Source organism: Flavobacterium silvaticum (assembly GCF_012911565.1).
GTDB lineage: Bacteria > Bacteroidota > Bacteroidia > Flavobacteriales > Flavobacteriaceae > Flavobacterium > Flavobacterium silvaticum.
This window is the reverse complement of the sequence record NZ_JAAMPU010000108.1, coordinates 344,704-366,904: the sequence shown is the minus strand read 5'-3', so window position 1 is coordinate 366,904 and position 22,201 is coordinate 344,704. Positions and strand designations below refer to the sequence as shown.

General features: G+C 44.5%; 21 protein-coding genes. 19 read left to right on the top strand and 2 right to left on the bottom strand.

Features of this window, described 5'->3' with window-relative positions:
• The first annotated feature begins 13 nt into the window (after positions 1-13).
• From G6047_RS15820 to G6047_RS15790, 7 genes are all read left to right on the top strand, one after another.
• On the top strand, positions 14-1,117 hold the full coding sequence (locus G6047_RS15820; protein WP_169528595.1) for an EpsG family protein: 1,104 nt from the start codon (positions 14-16) through the stop codon (positions 1,115-1,117).
• On the top strand, positions 1,114-2,022 hold the full coding sequence (locus tag G6047_RS15815; RefSeq protein WP_169528594.1) for a glycosyltransferase family 2 protein: 909 nt from the start codon (positions 1,114-1,116) through the stop codon (positions 2,020-2,022). The genes G6047_RS15820 and G6047_RS15815 overlap by 4 nt, the downstream gene beginning before the upstream one ends.
• Positions 2,019-3,020 carry a hypothetical protein gene (locus tag G6047_RS15810; protein ID WP_169528593.1) on the top strand — a complete coding sequence of 334 codons (1,002 nt, stop codon included), beginning with the start codon at positions 2,019-2,021 and terminating at the stop codon, positions 3,018-3,020. Before G6047_RS15815 ends, G6047_RS15810 begins: the two co-directional genes overlap by 4 nt.
• 90 nt (positions 3,021-3,110) lie before the next feature.
• Positions 3,111-4,118, top strand: a complete 1,008-nt coding sequence (locus G6047_RS15805; RefSeq protein WP_169528592.1) for a 3-oxoacyl-ACP synthase III family protein — start codon at positions 3,111-3,113, stop codon at positions 4,116-4,118.
• Positions 4,119-4,120: 2 nt separating this feature from the next.
• Complete coding sequence (locus tag G6047_RS15800) at positions 4,121-4,351, top strand: phosphopantetheine-binding protein (RefSeq protein WP_169528591.1); 231 nt, start codon at positions 4,121-4,123, stop codon at positions 4,349-4,351.
• Positions 4,352-5,404 (top strand): ketoacyl-ACP synthase III, encoded by a 1,053-nt coding sequence (locus tag G6047_RS15795; RefSeq protein WP_169528590.1) that lies wholly within the window; start codon positions 4,352-4,354, stop codon positions 5,402-5,404. It begins immediately after the preceding gene.
• Positions 5,401-6,147 carry an SDR family NAD(P)-dependent oxidoreductase gene (locus tag G6047_RS15790; RefSeq protein WP_169528589.1) on the top strand — a complete coding sequence of 249 codons (747 nt, stop codon included), beginning with the start codon at positions 5,401-5,403 and terminating at the stop codon, positions 6,145-6,147. The genes G6047_RS15795 and G6047_RS15790 overlap by 4 nt, the downstream gene beginning before the upstream one ends.
• On the opposite strand, the gene G6047_RS15785 is transcribed toward G6047_RS15790, so the two are convergent.
• The gene (locus tag G6047_RS15785; protein ID WP_169528588.1) at positions 6,140-7,291 is read right to left on the bottom strand and encodes an acyltransferase family protein; all 1,152 of its coding nucleotides are present in this window, start codon (positions 7,289-7,291) and stop codon (positions 6,140-6,142) included. The two genes, G6047_RS15790 and G6047_RS15785, sit on opposite strands and share 8 nt — an antisense overlap.
• 79 nt (positions 7,292-7,370) lie before the next feature.
• On the opposite strand from G6047_RS15785, the gene G6047_RS15780 reads away from it, so the two are divergent.
• The 8 genes from G6047_RS15780 (at position 7,371) to G6047_RS15745 (ending at position 17,141) form a co-directional block, all read left to right on the top strand.
• Positions 7,371-8,324 (top strand): polysaccharide deacetylase family protein, encoded by a 954-nt coding sequence (locus G6047_RS15780; RefSeq protein ID WP_169528587.1) that lies wholly within the window; start codon positions 7,371-7,373, stop codon positions 8,322-8,324.
• On the top strand, positions 8,317-9,468 hold the full coding sequence (locus tag G6047_RS15775; protein WP_169528586.1) for a glycosyltransferase family 4 protein: 1,152 nt from the start codon (positions 8,317-8,319) through the stop codon (positions 9,466-9,468). Before G6047_RS15780 ends, G6047_RS15775 begins: the two co-directional genes overlap by 8 nt.
• Positions 9,452-10,075: a sugar transferase gene (locus G6047_RS15770; protein ID WP_169528585.1), complete on the top strand. Its 624-nt coding sequence runs from the start codon at positions 9,452-9,454 to the stop codon at positions 10,073-10,075. The genes G6047_RS15775 and G6047_RS15770 overlap by 17 nt, the downstream gene beginning before the upstream one ends.
• The gene (locus G6047_RS15765; RefSeq protein WP_169528584.1) at positions 10,062-10,673 is read left to right on the top strand and encodes an acetyltransferase; all 612 of its coding nucleotides are present in this window, start codon (positions 10,062-10,064) and stop codon (positions 10,671-10,673) included. Before G6047_RS15770 ends, G6047_RS15765 begins: the two co-directional genes overlap by 14 nt.
• The gene (locus G6047_RS15760; protein ID WP_169528583.1) at positions 10,666-11,802 is read left to right on the top strand and encodes a DegT/DnrJ/EryC1/StrS family aminotransferase; all 1,137 of its coding nucleotides are present in this window, start codon (positions 10,666-10,668) and stop codon (positions 11,800-11,802) included. Before G6047_RS15765 ends, G6047_RS15760 begins: the two co-directional genes overlap by 8 nt.
• 73 nt (positions 11,803-11,875) lie before the next feature.
• Positions 11,876-13,828, top strand: a complete 1,953-nt coding sequence (locus G6047_RS15755) for a polysaccharide biosynthesis protein (RefSeq protein ID WP_169528582.1) — start codon at positions 11,876-11,878, stop codon at positions 13,826-13,828.
• 69 nt (positions 13,829-13,897) lie between these two features.
• Positions 13,898-14,722, top strand: a complete 825-nt coding sequence (locus G6047_RS15750; RefSeq protein ID WP_169528581.1) for a polysaccharide biosynthesis/export family protein — start codon at positions 13,898-13,900, stop codon at positions 14,720-14,722.
• 10 nt (positions 14,723-14,732) lie between these two features.
• Positions 14,733-17,141, top strand: coding sequence for a GumC family protein (locus G6047_RS15745; protein WP_169528580.1), 2,409 nt, complete (start codon positions 14,733-14,735; stop codon positions 17,139-17,141).
• Here G6047_RS15745 and G6047_RS15740 read toward each other — a convergent pair.
• The gene (locus G6047_RS15740; protein ID WP_169528579.1) at positions 17,138-17,875 is read right to left on the bottom strand and encodes a tyrosine-protein phosphatase; all 738 of its coding nucleotides are present in this window, start codon (positions 17,873-17,875) and stop codon (positions 17,138-17,140) included. The two genes, G6047_RS15745 and G6047_RS15740, sit on opposite strands and share 4 nt — an antisense overlap.
• Positions 17,876-18,069: 194 nt before the next feature.
• On the opposite strand from G6047_RS15740, the gene G6047_RS15735 reads away from it, so the two are divergent.
• From G6047_RS15735 to G6047_RS15720, 4 genes are read left to right on the top strand one after another with little or no spacing between them, the layout of a single operon-like run.
• Positions 18,070-18,933, top strand: coding sequence for an ABC transporter permease (locus G6047_RS15735; protein WP_169528578.1), 864 nt, complete (start codon positions 18,070-18,072; stop codon positions 18,931-18,933).
• A complete protein-coding gene (locus G6047_RS15730; RefSeq protein WP_169528577.1) occupies positions 18,933-20,228 on the top strand; it encodes an ABC transporter ATP-binding protein in 1,296 nt (431 codons plus the stop codon). Before G6047_RS15735 ends, G6047_RS15730 begins: the two co-directional genes overlap by 1 nt.
• An 8-nt stretch (positions 20,229-20,236) precedes the next feature.
• On the top strand, positions 20,237-21,064 hold the full coding sequence (locus G6047_RS15725; RefSeq protein WP_169528576.1) for a class I SAM-dependent methyltransferase: 828 nt from the start codon (positions 20,237-20,239) through the stop codon (positions 21,062-21,064).
• Positions 21,061-22,188 (top strand): glycosyltransferase WbsX family protein, encoded by a 1,128-nt coding sequence (locus G6047_RS15720; protein WP_169528575.1) that lies wholly within the window; start codon positions 21,061-21,063, stop codon positions 22,186-22,188. Before G6047_RS15725 ends, G6047_RS15720 begins: the two co-directional genes overlap by 4 nt.
• Positions 22,189-22,201: the final 13 nt, after the last annotated feature.

Sequence of the window (22,201 nt, the reverse complement as noted above, 5' to 3'; positions counted from 1 at the left end):
TCCTCAACACCATTTGATACCAGTAGAATTTTACAACGGGATTTACTACAACTTCATGTTGCTGATGGTGTTTATTACATTCGCCCAATCTGGTTCTACTCCAATAGAAAGCCCGCAGAATCTCAAGTCGAAACAAGGCTTTGGCGGATTTCTGGTTTTCTTTATCCTGATGTTCATGGGGACAAGGCCGGTCAGTGGCTATTTCATTGACATGCGCCGTTACTCGGTCATGTTTGAAGATTTCGAGAACGGAGGCCAGGTTGCGGAAGGAAAAGACGTGTTCTTTGATATGTTCATGCAATTCTGTTCCCAGATCATGTCCATGGAAATGTTCTTTTTCGTTTGTGCGGCCTTATTCATACTTCCCATTTACTTTGCGTGTAAGCGCATATTCAGTGAATATTGGTTTTACGCTTTTTTGATCACGGCTTCTTCGTATGTTTTCTGGTCGAGCGGGGTCAATGCAATCCGGACCGGAATAGGTCTGTCTTTTTGTATGTTAGGTATTGCCAACCACGACCGCAAGGGTAGAATGATTTTGGCGTTCATACTGGCTATGATGGGGCATAAGTCTATGATACTCCTCATATTGGCCTTTGTGATTTGTCAATACTACCGCAATACCAAAATGCTGCTTTACGGCTGGTTCGCTTCTATTTTGCTTTCATTGGCATTTGGTGGGTTGTTTGAAAACATATTTCTTGCCATAGGACTCGGCGGAGATGACAGGCTGGCCGTCTATTTTTCAGATGAAGTCGACGAAGCCACAGTCACCTACGTCATGGGCTTTCGCTGGGATTTCCTGCTGTATAGTGCCATTGCCGTTTTCGCTGGCTGGTATTTCATCATCAAACAGAAATTCTACGATGAATTTTACAATACACTTTTTGGGATGTTCCTTATGGCAAACGCATTTTGGGTGCTTGTGATCCGGGCGAATTTTTCCAATCGTTTCGCAGCGCTTTCGTGGTTTTTTATGGGTCTCATCGTGGTATATCCCATGCTCAAAAAGCGATTTTTCAAAAACCAGCATCGTATAGTAGGACTGGCTACTTTGCTGTTCTTCGGCTTCACATATATCATGCTTTTCATCATAGAATCGGGTAAAGACCAATGAAAACAATAACTGTATTTACACCAACGTATAACCGCGCCCATTGCCTTACTATTTTATATGATAGCTTGTTGCGGCAGACGAGTGACGATTTCGAATGGCTCGTTATAGACGATGGTTCGGTCGATGAAACGAAACAGTTGGTTCAGGGTTGGATTGATGAAGGACGGATTCCAATAACCTACAAATACAAGGAAAACGGTGGCATGCATACCGGCCATAATACGGCTTATGCCATGATTTCAACCGAACTCAATGTGTGTATTGATTCGGACGATTACCTGCCCGATGACGGAATCGAAAAAATGATCACACTCTGGAGACGCGACGGAAGTAACAAATACGCGGGAATGATTGGGCTCGACGTGACCATAAAAGGTGCCGTCATCGGAACCCAATTTCCCGAAGGCCTGAAAGAATGTACCTATTCTGAACTGGCACCGCGATACAAAGTGGTAGCCGATAAAAAACTGGTTTACAGAACCGAAGTCGTCAAAAAATACGAGCCGTATCCAGTGTTTCCGGATGAGCGTTTCGTGCCCCTGTATTTTCCCATCGTCATAGACCGCGATTACAAGGTGTTGTGTTACAACGAAGTGTTCTGTATTGTTGATTATCAGCCTGACGGATCCACAATCGGAATCTTTAAATCCTATTTCCGCAATCCCAAAGGTTTTGCCCATTCGCGCAAAATTGAAATGATTTATGATCCGTTTTGGAAGCGAAAAGTCAAAAGCGCCATGCATTACGTGGCGAACGCGATCATGACAAAAAATGCGAATTTCCTTTCGGAGTCACCAAAGAAATTGCTGACGTTTTTGTCCATTCCGGGCGGCGTCGCTTTGTATCTGTATTTAAACAGAAAGAAAAATCAGGATCGTGATATTTCTAAAGGGTACAAACGATGAACATACGTTTGGAACAACCTGCCGATGACGCCGCTTTTGAAACATTCAATGCAAAAGCATTTCCGGAAAGAGGAAATTCGGGTAAGAGACTTACAGATTTCCGTTACAAGAACCCGCTTCATCAGGAAGCAGACATATCGCATAATGTGCTGGCTTTTTCAGATTCAGGTGAATTGGTCGGCCAGGCGTTGTACCATCCCACAAAAGCGTATTACGAAGAAAAGATCATTGATGCCGAATGGGGCTTCGACTTTTTTGTAGATCCTGAGAAACGTGCCGATCTGGCCGGAGTACACATCCTGGAATTCGTCCGTGATCACAAGAAACCAGTATTTGCAGTCGGGTTGGGCGATAAAGCGCTCAAGATCCAGAAATATTTTGGCTATCATGTCATTGGCCACATCAAGAAATATGTAAAGATCAACCCGGTTTTGCTGCCTTTCGGTTTTGCGCGTCCGGCCCATATCAAAACATCGGATTATCCCAAATCTATAAAAACGGCTGACGGCATTTTTGAACGTATCGACACCCAAAAACTGCCTGATCCGTCGGAAGCTTACAACAAGGAATTACTTGAATTTTCGCGTGACAGCACCTTTCTTAACTGGCGTTTTTTCTCCGGATTGTTTCCATATGCAGTTTATGTATTGAAACCCAATTCTGAAAAACCGACCTATTTTGTCGTCCGTACAACCAAAATAAAACACGCGACGGCTTTGATCCTTGTGGATTATCGCTTTTCATCAGCAGCTGGTTTCAAGACGATGCTTTCGGCATTCCAAAAGTTATCCGTAAAAATGTTACTGCCGATAACGGTTTGTGGAAGTTCCTTGCAATCTGTCGATTCCGAGCTTGAAGCCGCCGGTTATAAAAGCCACGGGCGTGACAGGCCAATCGTTTCCAATCGTCCCGAATTCAAGATGCCGAAAGAAAAACTTGAAGCCCGCAATGCAGTTTTTGTCACGCTTGCCGACTCCGACGGTGAATACCTGATGTGATTCCGCCGCGGTTTCCTAACCATAATTTAAACACCCGGGTTGAATACCTGCCGCAAATTCACTACTTTCACGCTCGATTAAACCATACGAATGGGAGCTACAATTTCTGCCATAGAATATCATTTTCCGGAGCGTGCCTACACGAATGACGACCTCGGACTCGAATTCCCTGATTACGATTTCCAGCGGTTTGAAGAAAAAGTAGGTATTCGGGTGCGTTATCTGGCAGGTCCAAATGAGACCGCTCTCGATTTGGCGATTGCCGCCTGCGAAAAACTGTTTGCGCGTGTGGAACGCGACAGTATCGATTATGTATTGTATTGCACCCAAAGCCCCGAGTATATTCTTCCCACTACTGCCTGTATCCTTCAGGATAAATTAGGTTTGCGCAAGAATATAGGTGCTTTTGATTTCAATCTGGGCTGCTCGGGTTATACCTACGGTGTCAGTTTTGCCAAAGGGTTGATTGAAACCGGGCAGGCTGCGAATGTACTTTTAGTAACAGCCGAAACCTATTCCAAATTTTTACATCCGCTTGACCGATCGAACCGATCTATTTTTGGCGATGCGGCTTCGGCTACGTTGATCCAGCGATCGGAACAGGAAAGTATTGGGAAATTTTTATTCGGGACGGACGGATCCGGATACGACAAGCTCATCATCCGCAACGGAGGCGCTCGCAACCCGGTGGATTTTCATCCGGAAATGATTGTCTACGGAACAGAAAATACATACACCCACAACGATTTATACATGAACGGACCGGCAATCCTCGATTTTACGAACCACAAGATTCCCGGTTTTATCCAGGAAGTGCTTGCGGCCAATGGAATCGAATCTGGGCAGGCCGATCAGTTCATCCTGCACCAGGCAAATGCGTTCATGCTCAATTTTATCCGGAAGCGGCTCAAGGTAGATTCCGACCATTTCTACATCAATCTGGCCGATGGCGGAAATACGGTTTCATCTACCATTCCCATAGCGCTCAAAGATTACAGCCAGAACAACCAGAATAAACTCGAAAACATACTGCTCGTTGGGTTTGGCGTAGGCCTTTCCTGGTGCGGCGGACTTATTTCCATAGATCAAAAACTCTGACCATGACACGTACAGCTTTTCTTGAGGAACTTGCAGAAGAACTCGAACTCGACCAGCCGCTAATCGAAGCTACCAACCTCAAACAACTCGATTCCTGGGATTCCATGGCGGCGATGATTGTCATTGGATATGTATCATCAGGTTTCGGTGTTACGCTTACAGCAGATGATTTGAAGGGAATCGATACGGTGCATTCGTTGATCGCCCGCATCGGAACCGATAAATTCGAATAAATGTTGCAGCAGTTCCGCGGTATAGAAATCAAGGCATTGTCTGCCTGCATTCCCAAAAGGATTGTGGGGAACGATGCTTTTGAAGACCTTATTGCCGGAAAAGAACTGCGTATGTTTGAACGCACCGTCGGCATCACTTCACGTCGTTGGGCCGAAGATGGCGTCACGGCAACCGATTTGGGTTTTGAAGCCGCTTCCATTTTGTTTTCGGAACACCCGGAACTGAAGGAAAATATTTCAGCCTTGGTTTTCCTGAGCCAGACACCAGATTACAAGCTGCCGTTCAGTTCCAATATCTTACAGGACAAGCTCGGGCTCGGACGCGAATTGTTATGCCTTGACCTGAATGCCGGTTGCGCCGGTTTCGTGCAAGGTTTGGGAACAGCTTTTTCATTGGCCTCACCTGTTAAAAACGGTCGCGTCCTGTTGATCATTGCCGAAACCATGTCTCGTATGCTGTCGTATAAAGACCGTGGAACGACGTTGCTTTTTGGCGATGGTGCGGCTGCCATGATCATTGAAAATACAGGTGATGGATCTGTTGAATCAGCATTCGAATATTTTACCGATGGCGCTCATTTCGATGCCATCATGATCCCTGAAGGCGGTTATAGAAAACCCGCAACAGCCGAAAGTCTTATCGAAAAAGAAGACGCGGCCGGAAACAAACGGACCGGCCTGAATTTATATATGGACGGTGCGCGCGTATTTGATTTTACCTTACGCGAAATTGCGCCGTCAATCACTAAAATCCTTACTGACAGCGATACTTCAAAGGATGATGTCGATTATTTCCTCATGCATCAGTCGAATCGTTTCATAATCCAGCAGATTGCTGCACAATTGGGAATTCCTTCAGAAAAAGCATTGCTCAATATTGAGACTTCGGGCAATACGAGCGGTGTTTCGATTCCGTTGCTGATGTCCGAAAAACAGGAGCAGGTCTCGAAAGGCAAAACACTCGTTTGCAGCGGATACGGAGTCGGGCTTAATTGGGCCAACTGCATCCTCAAAAACCAGAAAATAAAATTTACACCGCTTCAGGAAGTATGAACCTCGAAGGAAAAACCATAGTCGTTACAGGTGCATCTTCGGGAATCGGACGTGCGATTGCCATTCATTTAAGCCGGCTCGGAGCAAAATGTGCCCTGATTGGGCGCGATGAAAAACGGCTTGAAGAAACAAAAGCGGCCTGTGCATCTGAAGCATTTTGTGTGCCTATGGATTTTACCGATTTTGCGGCACACGAACCGGCGCTTTCACAAATCGTGGAAAGACTCGGGCCTGTTTTCGGGTTCGTGCATTCGGCTGGAATCGAACAGACGGTATTGCTCCAATTCGTCAATCCGGAGCAATTGCGGCAGATTTTTGAACTCAATGTCTATTCGGCAATCCAGTTCTCGGGCTTGCTGACCAAGAAAAAATACCGCACCGAACAACAAAGCCTGGTTTTCATTTCATCGATAATGGGCATCGTTGGGAACAAAGGCTTGACGGCGTATTCGGCTACGAAAGGTGCTTTGATCGCTATGGTAAGATCGATGGCGTTGGAACTCGCTTCAAAGCAGGTTCGCGTGAATGCCATTTCTCCTGGGCATATTGCAGATTCTGGAATGACGGCACATATGGAGTCAACGCTATCTGCAGAAGCACTACAGAAAATAGAGGAAAACCATCCGCTTGGCTTGGGCAAATGTGAAGACGTGGCAGCTTCGGTTGCGTTTTTACTATCAGATGGCGCGCGATGGATCACAGGACAGAACCTTGTGGTAGATGGCGGCTATTCAATCAGGTAGCGCCTTCGGTTCCTTCTTCGCATTTCTTCTTCCGGAATAATTTCAGGATTTTTTTCGGCCATTGCGGATCCATGCAAGGGCGTTCTATCAGCACATAAAACAATAAGCAGATGGCACTCATCGGAATCATAATCAGTAGCGAATACATTCCAAGATTCAAAAGTTTTACGCCTGAAAACTCAACTTGCAGCACAAGATTTCCAAACGCGCTGATGAGGTAAAAATGCAACAGATAAATGCTGTAGCACATGCCGCCGATATTCGTGATCCAGCTTTTTGTAAGGATTGACAGGGATTTTTGGATCAGCACATAATAAAAGAACAGCGTCAGGCAAATCAGTTGAACCGCTTCCCATAAAAATTGAACGCCAAAAATCTGGAAATCCTGTTTTTTAAAGATCCATATGATGCCGAAAAACAACAGAGCCAATATGCTGTCAGCTTTTGTGGACGGAAGAAATTTTATCCCGCAAACATACCAATCGGCTATGAGGAAACCGATGAGGAAAAAGTGGAAATAGTCAAATATCGAAACAAAGCCGGGTGAGATGAAATACCTCAGAAGCAGGAAAACGAGGGCTGAAACGGCTAGCAAAAATCGTCTTGACAGTACATTTTTGATTCGGAAAACCAAAGCCAGGATTGGAGCGATGAGGTAAAACTGTACTTCAATCTCAAGGCTCCACGCCACACCATTCACATGTGCCCGTGGATAAACGAAATTGCTGATGTAGGCGAGCGAACTCAGGTATTTGGGCAATTGCTCTTCAAAAGTTGCGATTTTCGCGACATGGATAATCCCGAAAAAAAGCAGTGTAATTGAAATGAAATACGGGGGTTCGATTCTGGTAATGCGTCTGAAAAAATACTTTTTTATTGAAAATCCAGATGTGTTTCCAGCAAACAGAATTCCGAGGACGCATGCGCTGATAACAAAGAAAAAAGGGACGCCAAAGTCGCCGTGGGAAAGCAATGTGTCAAGTATTGGATAATTTTTTTTGCCTTGATACGAATGAAAATCCTTTTCGAGGAAAAAATGCCACAAATGATAAAAGACAACACTTGAAATGGCAAGAAACCGTAATCCGTCAATCTCCGGGATGAAATTTCGGGAACTCGTGATGCGTCGAAGCGAGAAAATCATACGGGAAATTAGCGAATTAATAAACAGCAACAGATAATCCTGCGGTATCGATTGACTACATTTGCGTCAAATAAAAAGAATGCCCAACGGAAACTTCATTATTTCACTCGACTTTGAACTGCATTGGGGTGCTCCTGAGGAATGGGACCTGAGCCAGCGCAAACCGTATTTTGATGCCACCCGCTTAAGTATTCCAAAAGTCCTCTCGTTATTTTCCCAATACCATATCCGCGCTACCTGGGCGACCGTTGGTTTTCTGTTCGCGAAGAATAAAGAACAGTTGCTTCAATTTTTACCTAAAGAGCGTCCGTCATATCTAAATCAGGAATTGTCGTATTACCGGTTGATCGATTCAGGTGAAGCAGGGAACGATGAATCAGATGACCCGTATCATTTTGCGTCATCACTTATCGAAAAGATTCTGGAAACAGAAGGACAGGAACTCGGAACACACACTTTCGCCCATTATTATTGTCTTGAAAACGGGCAGAATGTAACCCAGTTTGATCTTGACCTGAAGGCGGCACAGGCTATTTCCAGAGAAAATTTCAATACCACATTGCGATCGCTGGTTTTTCCGAGAAATCAGTTTAATCCCGAATATCTCGAAGTCGCGGCCCAAAACGGAATCAAAGTGGTTCGCACGAATCCGGATTTGTGGTTCTGGAAAAGCACTTCGAGATTCATTCCGCTTGCAAGAGCTGTTGACACGTTGATGCCGATAAGCGGGAGCACCGTTTTCCATGACATGAAAATGGAAAAAGGCGTTCAGTTGCACAAAGCCAGCCGTTTTTTACGACCGTATGCCGAAAAGGAAAAAGTCATTCGTGAACTGCGCCTCAAACGCATTTTTTCAGAGATGACGCACGCGGCCAAAACACGCGGAAATTATCATTTGTGGTGGCATCCGCATAATTTCGGGTATTTCACCAAGGAGAATCTGGTTGATCTGGAAAGAATCCTCAATCATTTCAAAATGCTGAATGAGAACTATGGCTTTTCGTCTAAAAACATGATCGACCTCAATGGCTGATAAAATACTTGTCCGTATCACGACCGTTCCGCTATCGCTTGACAAATTACTGCACGGCCAGCTCAAATTCATGCGCCGGTTCTATAAGGTCATTGGTATTTCCTCTGAACCGGAATATCTCAAACGGGTCGGGAAACGCGAAGGTGTCGAAGTACATTGCGTTGAAATGACACGACAGATCACGCCGTTGAAAGATCTGGTTTCCGTTTGGAATTTGTACAACTATTTCCGTAAAATCAAGCCGCAGATTGTCCATTCGCACACGCCAAAAGCCGGAATCGTCGCCATGTTGGCAGCTAAACTGGCAGGCGTTCCAAACAGATTGCATACGGTTGCGGGCTTGCCATTATTGGAAGCGACGGGAACGAAACGCAAAATCCTGAATGTGGTCGAAAAGGCGACGTATGGTTTTGCGACAAAGGTGTATCCGAATTCGTTCGGGCTGTATAACATCATCCTCGAAAATAAATTCTGTGATAAAAGCAAGCTCAAAGTTTTAGGAAACGGCAGTTCTAACGGAATCGACACGACACATTTCAGTCGTGAAAATTTCAGCCGGGAACAAATCGATTCACTAAAATCAGGACTTGGGATTTCAGCCGATGATTTCACTTTTGTATTCGTCGGAAGATTGGTTGCAGATAAAGGCCTGAATGAATTGGTTGCCGCTTTTTCAAATCTTTCGACACAAAATCCTAGGCTCAAATTACTGCTTGTCGGCGATTATGAAACCGAACTCGATCCATTGTCTGCTGATACGTTGCAGATAATCAATACAAACAACAAGATTATTTCGACAGGTTTCCAGCCAGATGTGCGTCCGTATTTAGCCATTTCAAACGCACTGGCTTTCCCGAGTTACCGCGAAGGTTTCCCGAATGTCGTGATGCAGGCTGCGTCCATGGATTTACCGTGCATTGTATCTGATATAAACGGCTGCAATGAAATCATCCGCGAAGGCGAAAACGGCCTTATCATCAAGGTTAAAGATATCTTGACATTGGAACAAGCCATGCATCGCGTGTCAACCGATGAAAATTTATACCTTTCGCTGCAAAAACAAGCGCGCTTATCAATAACTTCGCGCTTTGAACAGCAGTTGCTCTGGCAGGCTGTTCTTGACGAATATGGCAGTCTCGACTAACCTATACACTGCATTTTTCAAACGGCTCATCGATTTTGTGGCTTCACTTATCGTATTGCTGGTTTTGCTGCCCGTGCTTATCATCATCACTGTTTTTCTTTGGTTTGCAAATGATGGCAAGCCGTTTTTCATTCAGCCTCGTCCCGGAAAAAATACAAAGATTTTCAAAATCGTCAAGTTTAAGACGATGAACGACAGACGTGATGCCGACGGGAATTTATTGCCGGATTCCGAACGACTGACGTCAATAGGCGCTTTTATCAGAAAAACGTCACTCGACGAATTGCCCCAGCTTTTCAATGTGCTTAGAGGCGATATGAGCCTGATAGGGCCGCGTCCGTTACTCACGCATTACGTCCATTTATACAATGATTTCCAGAACCGGCGCCATGAAGTAAGGCCCGGAATTACAGGGTGGGCGCAGGTAAACGGACGCAATGCAATTTCGTGGGACCAGAAATTCGCCTATGACGTATGGTATGTAAACCACGTGAGTTTTACCACCGATTGCAAAATTGTGTTGAAGACCATAAAAAAAGTAATCGTAAGCGAAGGAATAAACGCTGCGGACCACAGTACAATCGAACCTTTCAATGGAGCAAACTAAAACCTGTCTATACGGAGCCGGCGGACACGGCAAGGTCATACTCGATATTTTTGAGGCAAACAATATTCAGATACAGGCTGTCATTGATGACAATGCATCGATTTCTGAAGTATTGGGCGTTCCGGTGATCCATAAGATTCCGGATGAAAACTGCCCGGTTCTGATTTCGATAGGCAATAACAAAACACGAAAAAATATAGCGGAAGTTCTGGGCTGCGACTTTTCTACCGCGATCCATCCGTCGGCAATCATTTCCAAACACGTGACCATTGGCGAAGGAACGGCTGTAATGGCCGGTGTCATCATCAACCCGGATTCGGTGATCGGCAAACATTGCATCATCAATACGGGCGCGATCCTCGAACATGACAATACCATTGGCGACTTTGCACATATTTCACCCGGAGCTGTCCTTGCCGGAAATGTTTCAATAGGACAAGGGACACATATAGGTACGAACGTATCGGTTATCCCGAATGTCAAAATAGGCAAATGGGCCACGATTGGCGCGGGTTCGGTAATCATTTCAGATGTTCCGGATCATGCTGTCGTTGTGGGAAATCCAGGCAGAATCATAAAATACAATTCACATGAGTAATCCAAAAATCTGGCTTTCATCCCCACACATGGGCGGAAGCGAACAAAAATTCGTCAACGAGGCATTCGATACCAACTGGGTCGCACCATTGGGCCCGAACGTCACCGGATTTGAATCAGATCTTGAAAATTATTTAGGCGGAACACATCATGTGGCGGCATTGAGTTCAGGGACGTCGGCGCTGCATCTGGCCTTAATTCTGGCAGGCGTAAAGGCAGGCGATAGTGTAATCTGCCAGAGTTTTACGTTCTCGGCATCAGCAAACCCAATTGTATATCTTGGAGCTGAACCTGTTTTTGTGGACAGCGAGGAAACAACCTGGAATATGTGTCCCGATACGTTGGAAGAGGCGATAAAAGCTGAAATAAAAACAGGCAAAAAACCCAAAGCGATTGTTGCGGTGCATTTATACGGAATGCCTTTCCAGGCTGACAGTATCCGGAAAATTGCAGATTCGTATGAAATTACATTGATAGAAGACAGTGCCGAAGCACTCGGAAGTTCGTTCAACGGGCAGCCTTGCGGAACGTTTGGCGATATCGGGATTTTGTCTTTCAACGGAAATAAGATTATCACCACATCAGGTGGCGGAGCTTTGGTTTCTAAAGATAAATCGGTCAAGGACAAAGCCGTGTTCCTCGCAACCCAGGCGCGCGATGCTGCCCCGCATTACCAACACAGTGAAATTGGCTATAATTACAGGTTGAGCAATATTTGTGCTGGGATAGGTCGCGGACAGATGGAAGTACTTGATAAGCATGTGGCCAATCGTCGCGAAATGAATGCGTTTTACAAGGAATTGTTCAAGCCGTTCGATTTTATAAAGGTATTTGCAGAAGCGGATGACCGTTTTGAATCGAACCATTGGCTCAGTTGCATCACGATTGATCCGTCAAGCGGAAAAAACCGCGAAGGAATGCGACTGGCGCTGGAGGCAGATAACATAGAATGTCGTCCGCTTTGGAAACCGATGCATTTACAGCCTGTTTTTGAAAATTGCCGTAATTACACTACCGGAGTTTCTGAAAAATTGTTTGAAAACGGGCTGTGTCTTCCATCCGGATCGAACCTTACCAATGAGGATAAAGACAGGCTTAAAACCAATCTTCTTAATTATATTCAGTATTGATTGCATTTTTTAACACAGAATCGCGCCGTTTTTGTTAAAATCATCTTAATTTTATAGCCCCGTTTAAATTTTTATGATGCCAGGCCTGTTTAATGGAATTTTTAGCGAGATGCTTGGAAAGCGTTTTCGCAACTTAGGATATCTTCCCAGATGGATCATATTTCTTATTGACGTATTCATTGTAAGCATTGCCAACGCAATAACTTATACCATTGTATCAAACCTGATTGAGCTTCAGCCCAATTACCACATACTCAACCTTCCGGTCAGGTATGCAACCATCATTGCCGTCAATGCGATTTTCTTTGTGTTTTACCGTACCTATTCGGGTATCATCAGGCACTCCACTTTTATAGACGGGGTCAAGTTGCTCGTTTCGACATTTTCGTCATTCGTAGTGTTGTTGCTTCTCAATTATGCGTGGAGTTTTTACTTCGGATATAAACTTTACCTGAGTACAGGGCTTTTCATCAGCTATGTCATCTCGTTCCTTTTGCTTTTCCTTTTCCGGATCATGGTGAAGTACGTTTTTGAAAAGTACATGAATATCGAAGACAGGAAGAAGCTCATTGGCGCCGTGATTTATGGTGCCGATGCCAATGCCATATCAGTCGCCAACGCACTCAACACAGAAAGCCCTAAACGATTCCATGTAATGGGCTTCATCGATAAATTCAACCAGACAAGCAATTATAAGCGGATATTGAATTTGCCGATTCTCAATCAGACCAAAAGCATACATGTCATTCTCAGGGCTATGAAAGCCGATGCGTTGATCATTGCAGAAAAGAGCATGACCAAGGCCGAAACGATCGCATTGGTAGAAGAATGCCTCGAATACAATTTCAAGGTGTATACGGTGCCGCTTATAACAGACTGGGAAGACGATCAGCAGATTTCCAATAAGGTAAAGCGTTTTGAGATTGAGGATCTTTTGGAGCGCAAGCCAATCGAGCTCGATATGAATACCATATCCAATCAGCTTAACGACAAGACGATACTTATTACCGGTGCTGCAGGTTCAATCGGAAGCGAGATTACGCGTCAGGTGCTTAATTTCAGCCCGAAGCGTATGATTTTACTCGATCAGGCAGAGACGCCGCTGCACACGCTGAGCCTTGAAATTGCCGAAATGAAGACCAGCGGCATTGAAATAGTGAATGTTCTTGCCGATATCCGAAACCGTGATTTCATTGAAAAAATCTTCGACCAATACAGGCCTGACGTAGTTTATCATGCCGCTGCCTACAAGCACGTGCCGCTCATGGAAGAAAATCCTATCCAGGCCATACACACCAATGTTTCGGGGACTAAAAACCTGGCTGATGCCGCGACTAAATTCCGTGTCGAAAGGTTCGTGATGGTTTCTACAGATAAGGCCGTGAACCCGAGCAGCGTAATGGGCGCGAGCAAACGCATTGCCGAAAAGTATGTACAGGCGTTGCATTTCAGTCCGCAGAATGCCAAGCGTGGTGTGACCAAATTCATTACCACGAGATTCGGGAATGTGTTGGGTTCCAACGGATCCATAGTTCCGTTATTCACGCGTCAGATAGAAGAAGGCGGTCCCATAACCATAACACATCCGGACATCATACGTTACTTCATGACCATTCCGGAGGCTTGCCAGTTGGTTCTTGAGGCAGGCGCAATGGGTAACGGAGGCGAGATTTTTATATTCGATATGGGCAAGCCGGTCAAGATTCTCGATTTGGCCAACAAGATGATACGACTTGCAGGTTATACGCCCGGAAAAGAAATCGAAATCAAAGTAATCGGACTAAGGCCAGGTGAAAAACTATATGAGGAATTGCTTAACAACAGCTCCAAAAATTTACCGACACATAATGAAAAGATAATGATTGCGGTTGATATTTGGGATGATTTCGAGTCCATACATACATCTGTTGATGAGCTCGGAACGAATTCATGTAACTGGACCAGTGAGGAAATAGTTACCCATATGAAAAAACTCGTTCCTGAGTTCAAGAGTATGAATTCCATTTTCGAGACACTGGACAAATAATCATGGATTAATATAAAATGTGCCGATGTCTGGCCAGAAACAGTATATTTGCAGACCAATAAATTGACTATGTCCATTTCGTTTCAGAAGTGCGTGGCAATAGCTGCCGTTACTTTCTTACTGGGTTCCTGTGCTTCCCCTAAAAAAATTGTTTACGTACAAGATATTGAAGGCAACGCCAGCTATGAAGCTTCAAAGCGATATGAAGCCGTCTTACAGCCTGACGATATTTTGGGTATATTGGTTACTTCGATCAGTCCGGAAGTGGCCGCTCCATTTAATATGGGGCCATCCGGATCAGGAGCTGGTTCCGCAGGTTCATCCGGAGTCTCGAGCTCTTCATCTTCCAGCGGATCTGATTCTTCGCCGAATCAGTCGGGTGGATTAAGGTCTTACCTGATCGATAATTCCGGATATATCGACTTTCCGGTTCTCGGGAAAATAAAGCTTGGCGGACTTACGAAAAGCGAGGCAAATGCGTTGATGGTCAAGAAAATATCGGAATATATCACAGATCCGATCGTCACCATGCGTATCCTCAATTATAAAATTTCCGTTCTTGGAGAGGTCAAATCCCCGGGAGTCGTAGAAAGCAGGGGCGAACGGATTACGTTACTCGACGCACTTTCTGCAGTTGGCGACCTTACGATATACGGACGCAGGCACAACATACTCATCATACGTGAAGTAGAAGGGAAAAAGACATACAATCGCATAGACATTACCAAGTCCGATTTCCTGAATTCCCCATTTTATTACCTTGCCCAGAACGACGTGGTTTACGTTGAGCCTAACCGGACAAAGGTAAATTCATCCGTGATAGGTGCCGATATCGGTACGTTTATATCGTTGACTTCACTTGCCATTACGATTTTTCTTCTAATAACACGCTAAGCCCCCGAATATGGAGGATCACAAGTCACCAGTTTCCACTTCCGAAATTCCCAAAGCCAAAGCATTTGATGGAGGTTTCAATATCAAGGAAGAAGTAATGAAATACCTTTTCCACTGGAAATGGATTGTGTTCAGCATTTTGGTTTGCATGTTGGCGGCAATCATGTATTTGCGTTATACAACGCCATTATTCAGTGCGTCTACGACTATTCTGGTCAAAGATGAGCGCAAAGGCGGATTGGATTCGGAATTGTCGGCATTCGAGGATTTGGGGTTGGGCAAGGGCGTAAAAAGCAACGTAGACAACGAAACCCAAATCATGACCTCGCGTACCATTGTCGAAAATGCAATACGGAGGCTGAACCTAAATATATCCTACTACACGCAAGGGCGCGTCCGCGTTACGGAAATGTACAATACGAGCCCTGTGATATGCACGGCTTACGATACTGACGGTCTTTTCTACGAGCGCTCAAGTGCCGTATCTGTGAATGGAATAGATGCGAATACGTACGAATTATTCAACGCCGGAGGTACTTCACTCGGAAAGTTCCGTTATGGTCAGTTGATTGGGATGAAGCATTGTAAAATTGCGATACAAAAGAATCCAAACAAAGGTTATTTTGTCAGTGATTATTCGGTTCGGATTGTTTTTTCAAAGCTGACGAATGTTGTCGCGAAATATAAAAACGGCCTTGATGTGGTTTCAAAAGTCCGTAATTCATCTGTCATCGAAATTACCCTTGCAGATCCTGTGCGTGAAAAAGCAGAAGATTTGCTAGATGCATTGATCCAGATCTATAATGAGGATGCCATTGCAGATAAAAACCTCGTAGCCCAAAAGACCGAAGAGTTCATCGAGCAGCGAATCGACTTGATTTCCAAGCAGCTTGGCGATGTGGAAAAAGATGCCGAATCCTACAAAAAATCCAACAGGGTCACAGATATCACCTCGCAGGCCGGCATGTATATGCAAAATGCCGTGCTTTACGAAAAGGCATTGATAGATGTCGGGACTCAAATAAGCGTGACCAAGTCGATGCTCGATTACATGAAAAAAATCGGGAAAGACGACCTGGCTCCAATCAACGTGATTCCTATTGAGAATATGGCTTCGACGCTTCTTGGGGAATACAACAAATCTGTGATCGATAAGATCAAACTGGCCAAGGCCGGGACAGAAAAAAACAGTACGATAATCAATCTGGAGAAGAAGATTGCCGAGATGCGTACCAACATCATCGAAAGTCTTGAAACCCAGATAGGTGTCCTGGAAATCCGCCAGCGCGACCTTCAGTACCAGAACAGTCTCATGACGGGGAAAATTTCCGAGATACCTACACAGGAGCGTGAATTCCGCATCATAGACCGTCAGCGCAACATCAAGGAATCGCTGTATTTGTACCTGTTGCAAAAGCGCGAAGAGATTGCCATTTCCCTAAAAGTCACGCCGCCGAACGCAAAAGTGATCGATCTGGCAAAGGCATCGGAATCGCCAATTTCCCCTAAAAGCAATATGATTTACCTGATTGCTTTTGGAATTGGGCTCGTGGTTCCGTTAGGCATCATTTACCTGATCCAGATGCTCGATACCAAGGTGCGTCGCAGACAGGATGTCGAAGCAGTTACCGATATTCCTTTTCTCGGAAATATCCCAAGGCTGGCCAATCCGGAAAATATCATCAACAATTCAGAGCGTTCCGGAGCAGCGGAAGCTATTCGTATCGTTCGTACCAATCTTGAATTCATGCTTGCCGGCAAAGGCGGTAACGGTAAAGCCAAGACCTTGCTGGTGACTTCTACGTTGCCAAAAGAAGGTAAAACTTCCATTGCTGTAAATCTTGCCGTGACCATTGCCATGGGTGGAAAAAGAGTATTGCTTATGGGACTTGACGTCCGCAATCCTAAAATCCAGAATTACATCAAGGTTCCGCCTGCAGGTTTTACGAATTTCATATCACAGGAAGGCGGTTCTATTTCTGATTACATCAATAAGGTTCCGGAATATGATAATCTTTATGTGCTTCCTTCCGGTGTCATTCCGCCAAACCCGGTTGAGTTATTGATGAACGATAAAGTAGACGCTGCTTTTTCTTTGCTCAAAGAACAGTTCGATTACCTCATAGTCGATACGGCTCCGGTATCATTGGTTACAGATACATTGCTTATTGCCAAACACGCCGATGTTTCGATATTCGTCATCCGCGCCAATTACTTCGAAAAACGATTGCTGCAGCTTGCCCAGACATTCTATGAAGAACACAAATTGCCTAATATGGCTGTGGTCCTCAATGATACCGTAAAAGGCAAGACCCATGGTTACGGCGGTTATGGATATGGCGACTACGGATATGGCTATGGTGCCACGGAAGTGGTGGCAAAGCCTTGGTGGAAGCAGATTTTTGAGAAAAAAGCTTAAAACAGGAACTGACGCGTATTCTCCAGGCTTTGGGAAAGTGCGTCGCTGTTTTTTATAAGAATCCGGGAATCAAGTGCCTGTGCGTGATTCAAATGGTGTAAATCGGAACCGGCAAAATCTATGAATCCGTTCCCGAGTAGTAAATCGGCTGTGCGCATTGCGGAACTTCCGTAATAACCCATAGTCGATAAAATATTTACCTGGAAAAAACACCCGGCATTTTTTAATTTTTCATATTCAGGCATGGTGTTGTTTAAAAAACCGTAGCGTTCCGGATGGGCAAGTACGGGTACATATCCGGCAAGTTGCAATTCGAACAGTATTTCGTACAGATTTATCGGCGGATTGATATAAGACATCTCGACCAATACCAGGTTGTCCTTTAAAGTCAGTAGTTCCTTTTTCTTTGCCAGATCAAGAAATCCGGTATCCATTAAATATTCTGCCGCTGCTTTGACTTTGAGTGTTATGTTGTTGTCGGCAAATAATTTTCTCGTGTCTTCAAGTCGGTCCAATATGCCTTGAGCCGTATTTTCCCAAATCGTATTCATGATATGAGGTGTCGCGATACAGTGTGTATAGCCGTTTTCGAGGAATTTGGCGGCCAGTGCCAGAGTGTCTTCAGGTGTTTTTGCGCCATCGTCAAGTCCGTAAAGCAAATGGGAGTGAATGTCTACCTGGCCTTCTGCAATTAAGGATGAAAGTTTTGGACGTGATTTGAATATTCCGAACACCTTTTATTTTTTCGGCAAAATTATCATATTTCCTGTGTATTCAAATCCAGATGACAACAATTTACAATATGGAAATCTTAACTTGCCCAAAGCGGTAAAAGTGTGGGTAAAACTGCAGCAAAAGACTTTAAATTCTCAGGTTAAAATACCTTAAATCATTTATATTTGCCGACAAAGTCACAAAAGCACATTACATGACCAAAAACGGGGAGCAAAACTGGGATCTTGTTATAACCGGACGCACATCCCTCTTCGACCTGAAATTTGCAGATGTGTGGAATTACCGCGATTTGCTGGTTCTTTTTGTCCGAAGAGACTTTGTCAGTTTCTACAAGCAAACCGTCCTCGGTCCGCTGTGGTTCTTTATCCAGCCTGTTTTTACCATGCTGGTTTACACATTTGTGTTTGGAAACCTGGCCAATATACCAACTGACGGTCTCCCAAAACCACTGTTCTACCTCTGCGGAATTACCGCCTGGAATTATTTTGCAGATTGCCTCACCAAGACCAGTACGGTTTTCAGGGACAATGCGAATATTTTTGGGAAGGTTTATTTTCCGAGGCTCATCATGCCCTTGAGCATTGTAGTGAGTAATCTGGCCCGTTTTGGGGTCCAGCTGATATTGCTTATCGGAATGATGGGTTACTATGCTGTTCAGGGAGTTCATTTACATATTTCGGCAGCTTTGGCATTGTTTCCATTTCTGGTTCTGCTTATGGCTGTTTTAGGATTAAGCTGCGGATTGCTAATTACTGCACTTACAACAAAATACAGAGATCTTGCCTTTTTGGTCACCTTTGGCGTCCAGTTGCTTATGTATGCCACAACGGTGATTTATCCGCTTAGCGAAGCCAAAGAAAAATACCCGGCTTATGCGTGGATCATCGAACTGAACCCAATGACCGGAATTATTGAAACGTTCCGCTACGCATTTCTTGGGGAAGGATCGTTCACGATTCCGGGACTTATGTATTCTACGGTGATAAGCTTGGTTTTGTTGTTTTTCAGCATTATCGTTTTCAATAGAACCGAAAAAAACTTCGTCGATACCATCTAATGAAAGAAACTGTAATTAAAGTAGAAAATCTTTCAAAGGCTTATCAGATTGGCCAGATTGGAACCGGTACGATTTCAAGAGATATCGAACGTTTTGTTCGTACGAAGGTACTGGGCAAAGAAGATACATTTTATAAAATAGGAGAGGCTAATGACAGGTCTGTAAAAGGATCAAGCGATATCGTGTGGTCATTGCGCGACATAAACTTCGAGATACAGCAGGGCGATGCGGTAGGTATCATCGGGAAAAACGGAGCCGGGAAAAGCACCTTATTGAAAGTCCTTTCCCGCGTAACCGGACCGACCGAAGGAAATATAAAAGTTAAAGGACGCATTGCCAGCCTGCTTGAAGTGGGTACTGGCTTTCATCCGGAACTTACCGGAAGGGAAAATATCTTTCTAAACGGAGCTATCCTGGGGATGCGAAAAAAAGAAATCCGGGCAAAGTTAGATGAGATTATCGATTTTTCAGGGGTGGAAAGATACATCGATACCCCTGTTAAACGATACAGCAGCGGAATGTACGTAAGACTTGCATTTGCTGTTGCGGCCCATCTGGATAGCGAGATTCTAATTGTGGATGAGGTTTTGGCAGTAGGCGATGCGGAATTCCAGAAAAAGTGCCTTGGTAAAATGGGCGAAATAAGCAAAGGAGAGGGCAGGACCGTACTTTTTGTAAGTCATAATATGTCTGCTGTGAGTCGATTATGTACCAAGGGTATCCTTATCTCTAACGGAAAAATTTTGCAAACCGGAAATGTAGAGGAAGTAGTCGAAACATATCTAAAAGTCGCTGTAGGGAATAAATCCGCAGATTCGTGGGATGATCTCTCAAAAGCTCCCGGATCTGAATTCTTTAAATTGCGCGATGTTCGCATGATTGGCCCAGCCGGTCAGGTTACCGGTTTTTTTGATGTAACCGAACCCGTACGGGCGGAATTTACGTATGAGGTACTCAAAGACGGAGAACGCTACACACATGGGCTGAATGTATTTAACGATCAGGGCGTCCACATTCTGAGTTCTCATCACAGTAATTCCGAATCTTTGGAAATTCCTTCAAAGAAAGGTGTCTATCGTACTTCAGTGGAAATTCCTGCCAATCTCCTGGCAGAAGGAGGCTACGAATTGAGTTTTGCAATAATGAAATACAAGCCGTTTGAGGTAATTTTCCATAAGATGGATATTCTGGGTTTCTCTGTGGTAGACGAATTACAAAGTGAAGACGGGCGCGGAAGCTATTCGGGTAAATTACCTGGTTTGGTGCGTTCTCATTTAAAATGGACTAATATATAAAGAATAGGATGGGTAAAAAAAATCAGTGGACCGGAGAACGTCTTGAAACGTTTATTTATGCGGACACGGCCGTCGACCATTTGCACCGATACGCCATGGCATTGATGCTTTCCGAAGGTAAAACAGTCGTTGACATCGCTTCCGGTGAAGGTTACGGTTCAGCTATTCTTGCCACTAAGGCTGCCACGGTAATTGGCGTGGATATCGACGCCCAGGCGGTTGCCCAGGCATCGAAGAAATACCGTAGGAACAATCTGGAATACCGCACCGGCAGTGCTGCAGCCATGCCTATTGATGATCAGAGTGTAGATGTTTTGGTAAGTTTTGAAACAATCGAACATCACGACCAACATGAAGAAATGTTTCGCGAAATCAGGCGGGTGCTCAAGCCCGGCGGCTTATTAATCATGTCTTCACCTGACAAAAAATACTATACAGACATTCCAAAACGGAACAACCCTTTTCATATCAAAGAATTGTACCTGGAAGAATTCGAGGCCTTGTCGCGTCAATATTTTCCACATGCCGATATTTATCTGCAACGCGGTTTCAATGGGAGCTCGATAATTGCTGCGACACAGGAATTTTTGTCGACACAGGTCTTTACAGGGGATTTTGATGCCATAGGAAAAAAGGAATTGCTCCCTTTATACAATATTGTAGTTGCCAGCGATAACCCGCTGCCAAAAATCCCTCTTTTTTTGTTTGACGGAGAAGTAATTATAAACAAGATGCAAAAGGAAAGCGTAGACTATGTCCGCAATTCTACAAGTTTCAGGTTAGGAAATTCCTTGCTCAGCCCTTTTATTTTTATTAAAAGATTGATTCATAAATGAACCGGGCCCGCATCATAGCTTATTATTTGCCACAATTCCACCCTGTTCCTGAAAACGATGAGTGGTGGGGAAAGGGATTCACGGAATGGACCAATGTGGGAAAGGCTAAACCGCTTTTTAAAAAGCATGACCAGCCAAAACTTCCTGCAGATTTGGGCTATTACGATCTGCGTATTCCTGAGGTCAGGGAGGAACAGGCCCGGCTTGCCAAATCTTACGGAATTGAAGGATTCTGTTATTGGCATTATTGGTTCGGAAATGGCAAAAGACTACTTGAAAAACCGTTTCAGGAAGTGCTCGAAAGCGGAAATCCGGACTTTGGATTCTGCCTGGCCTGGGCAAATGTAAAATGGGGAGGACTTGCCTATGGCGACCTGTTTAAAAGATTGCTTATAGATCAGGAATATCCTGGTATAGATGATTATACCGCGCATTTTAATGAATTGCTGCCGGCTTTCCTGGATAAGCGCTATCTGCGAATAGACAATAAGCCCATATTCACTGTTTACAATCCTGCCGGCTTACCAGACCCAAAGTTATTTACAGATCATTGGCAGAAGCTGGCCAAGGCAAATGGTCTGGATGGAATCTACTTTATCGCTTACCAGCATTTTGGTTATCCCTATTCCGAAAACGGGTTTGATGCATTGACTCCACCAAGCCCCAGTCACTTATTCCTTCGCATAAAGAGTACATTAAAAGAAAAAATCGTCAGGAAATTAACGCCGTACAAATGGCTTCAATATAAGTACAGATCCTTTCATCTGAGGGATTTATACAGGCATTCGCAGCTTGTTGATGCAAGTGATTATTCCGATGTTCCCAAAGACATCAAATTTTTTCCGAGTTGCGTGCCGAATTGGGATCATACGCCACGAAGCGGGCATAAAGGTCAGGTCATCGTTGAAGCATCTCCGGAACATTTTTACAGGAATCTGCAGAATTGTTATCGCAGAATCAAGGATTATAAACCTGATGAGCAGATTATTTTCATCAAAGCTTGGAACGAGTGGGCCGAAGGGAATTATCTCGAACCCGACCAGAAAACAGGCTTCGCAAACCTGGAACAGATACGTAAATTCCAGGATGGACTAAACAATCAAGACGTACCGGACAAGCGATAGAATTAAACAGCAA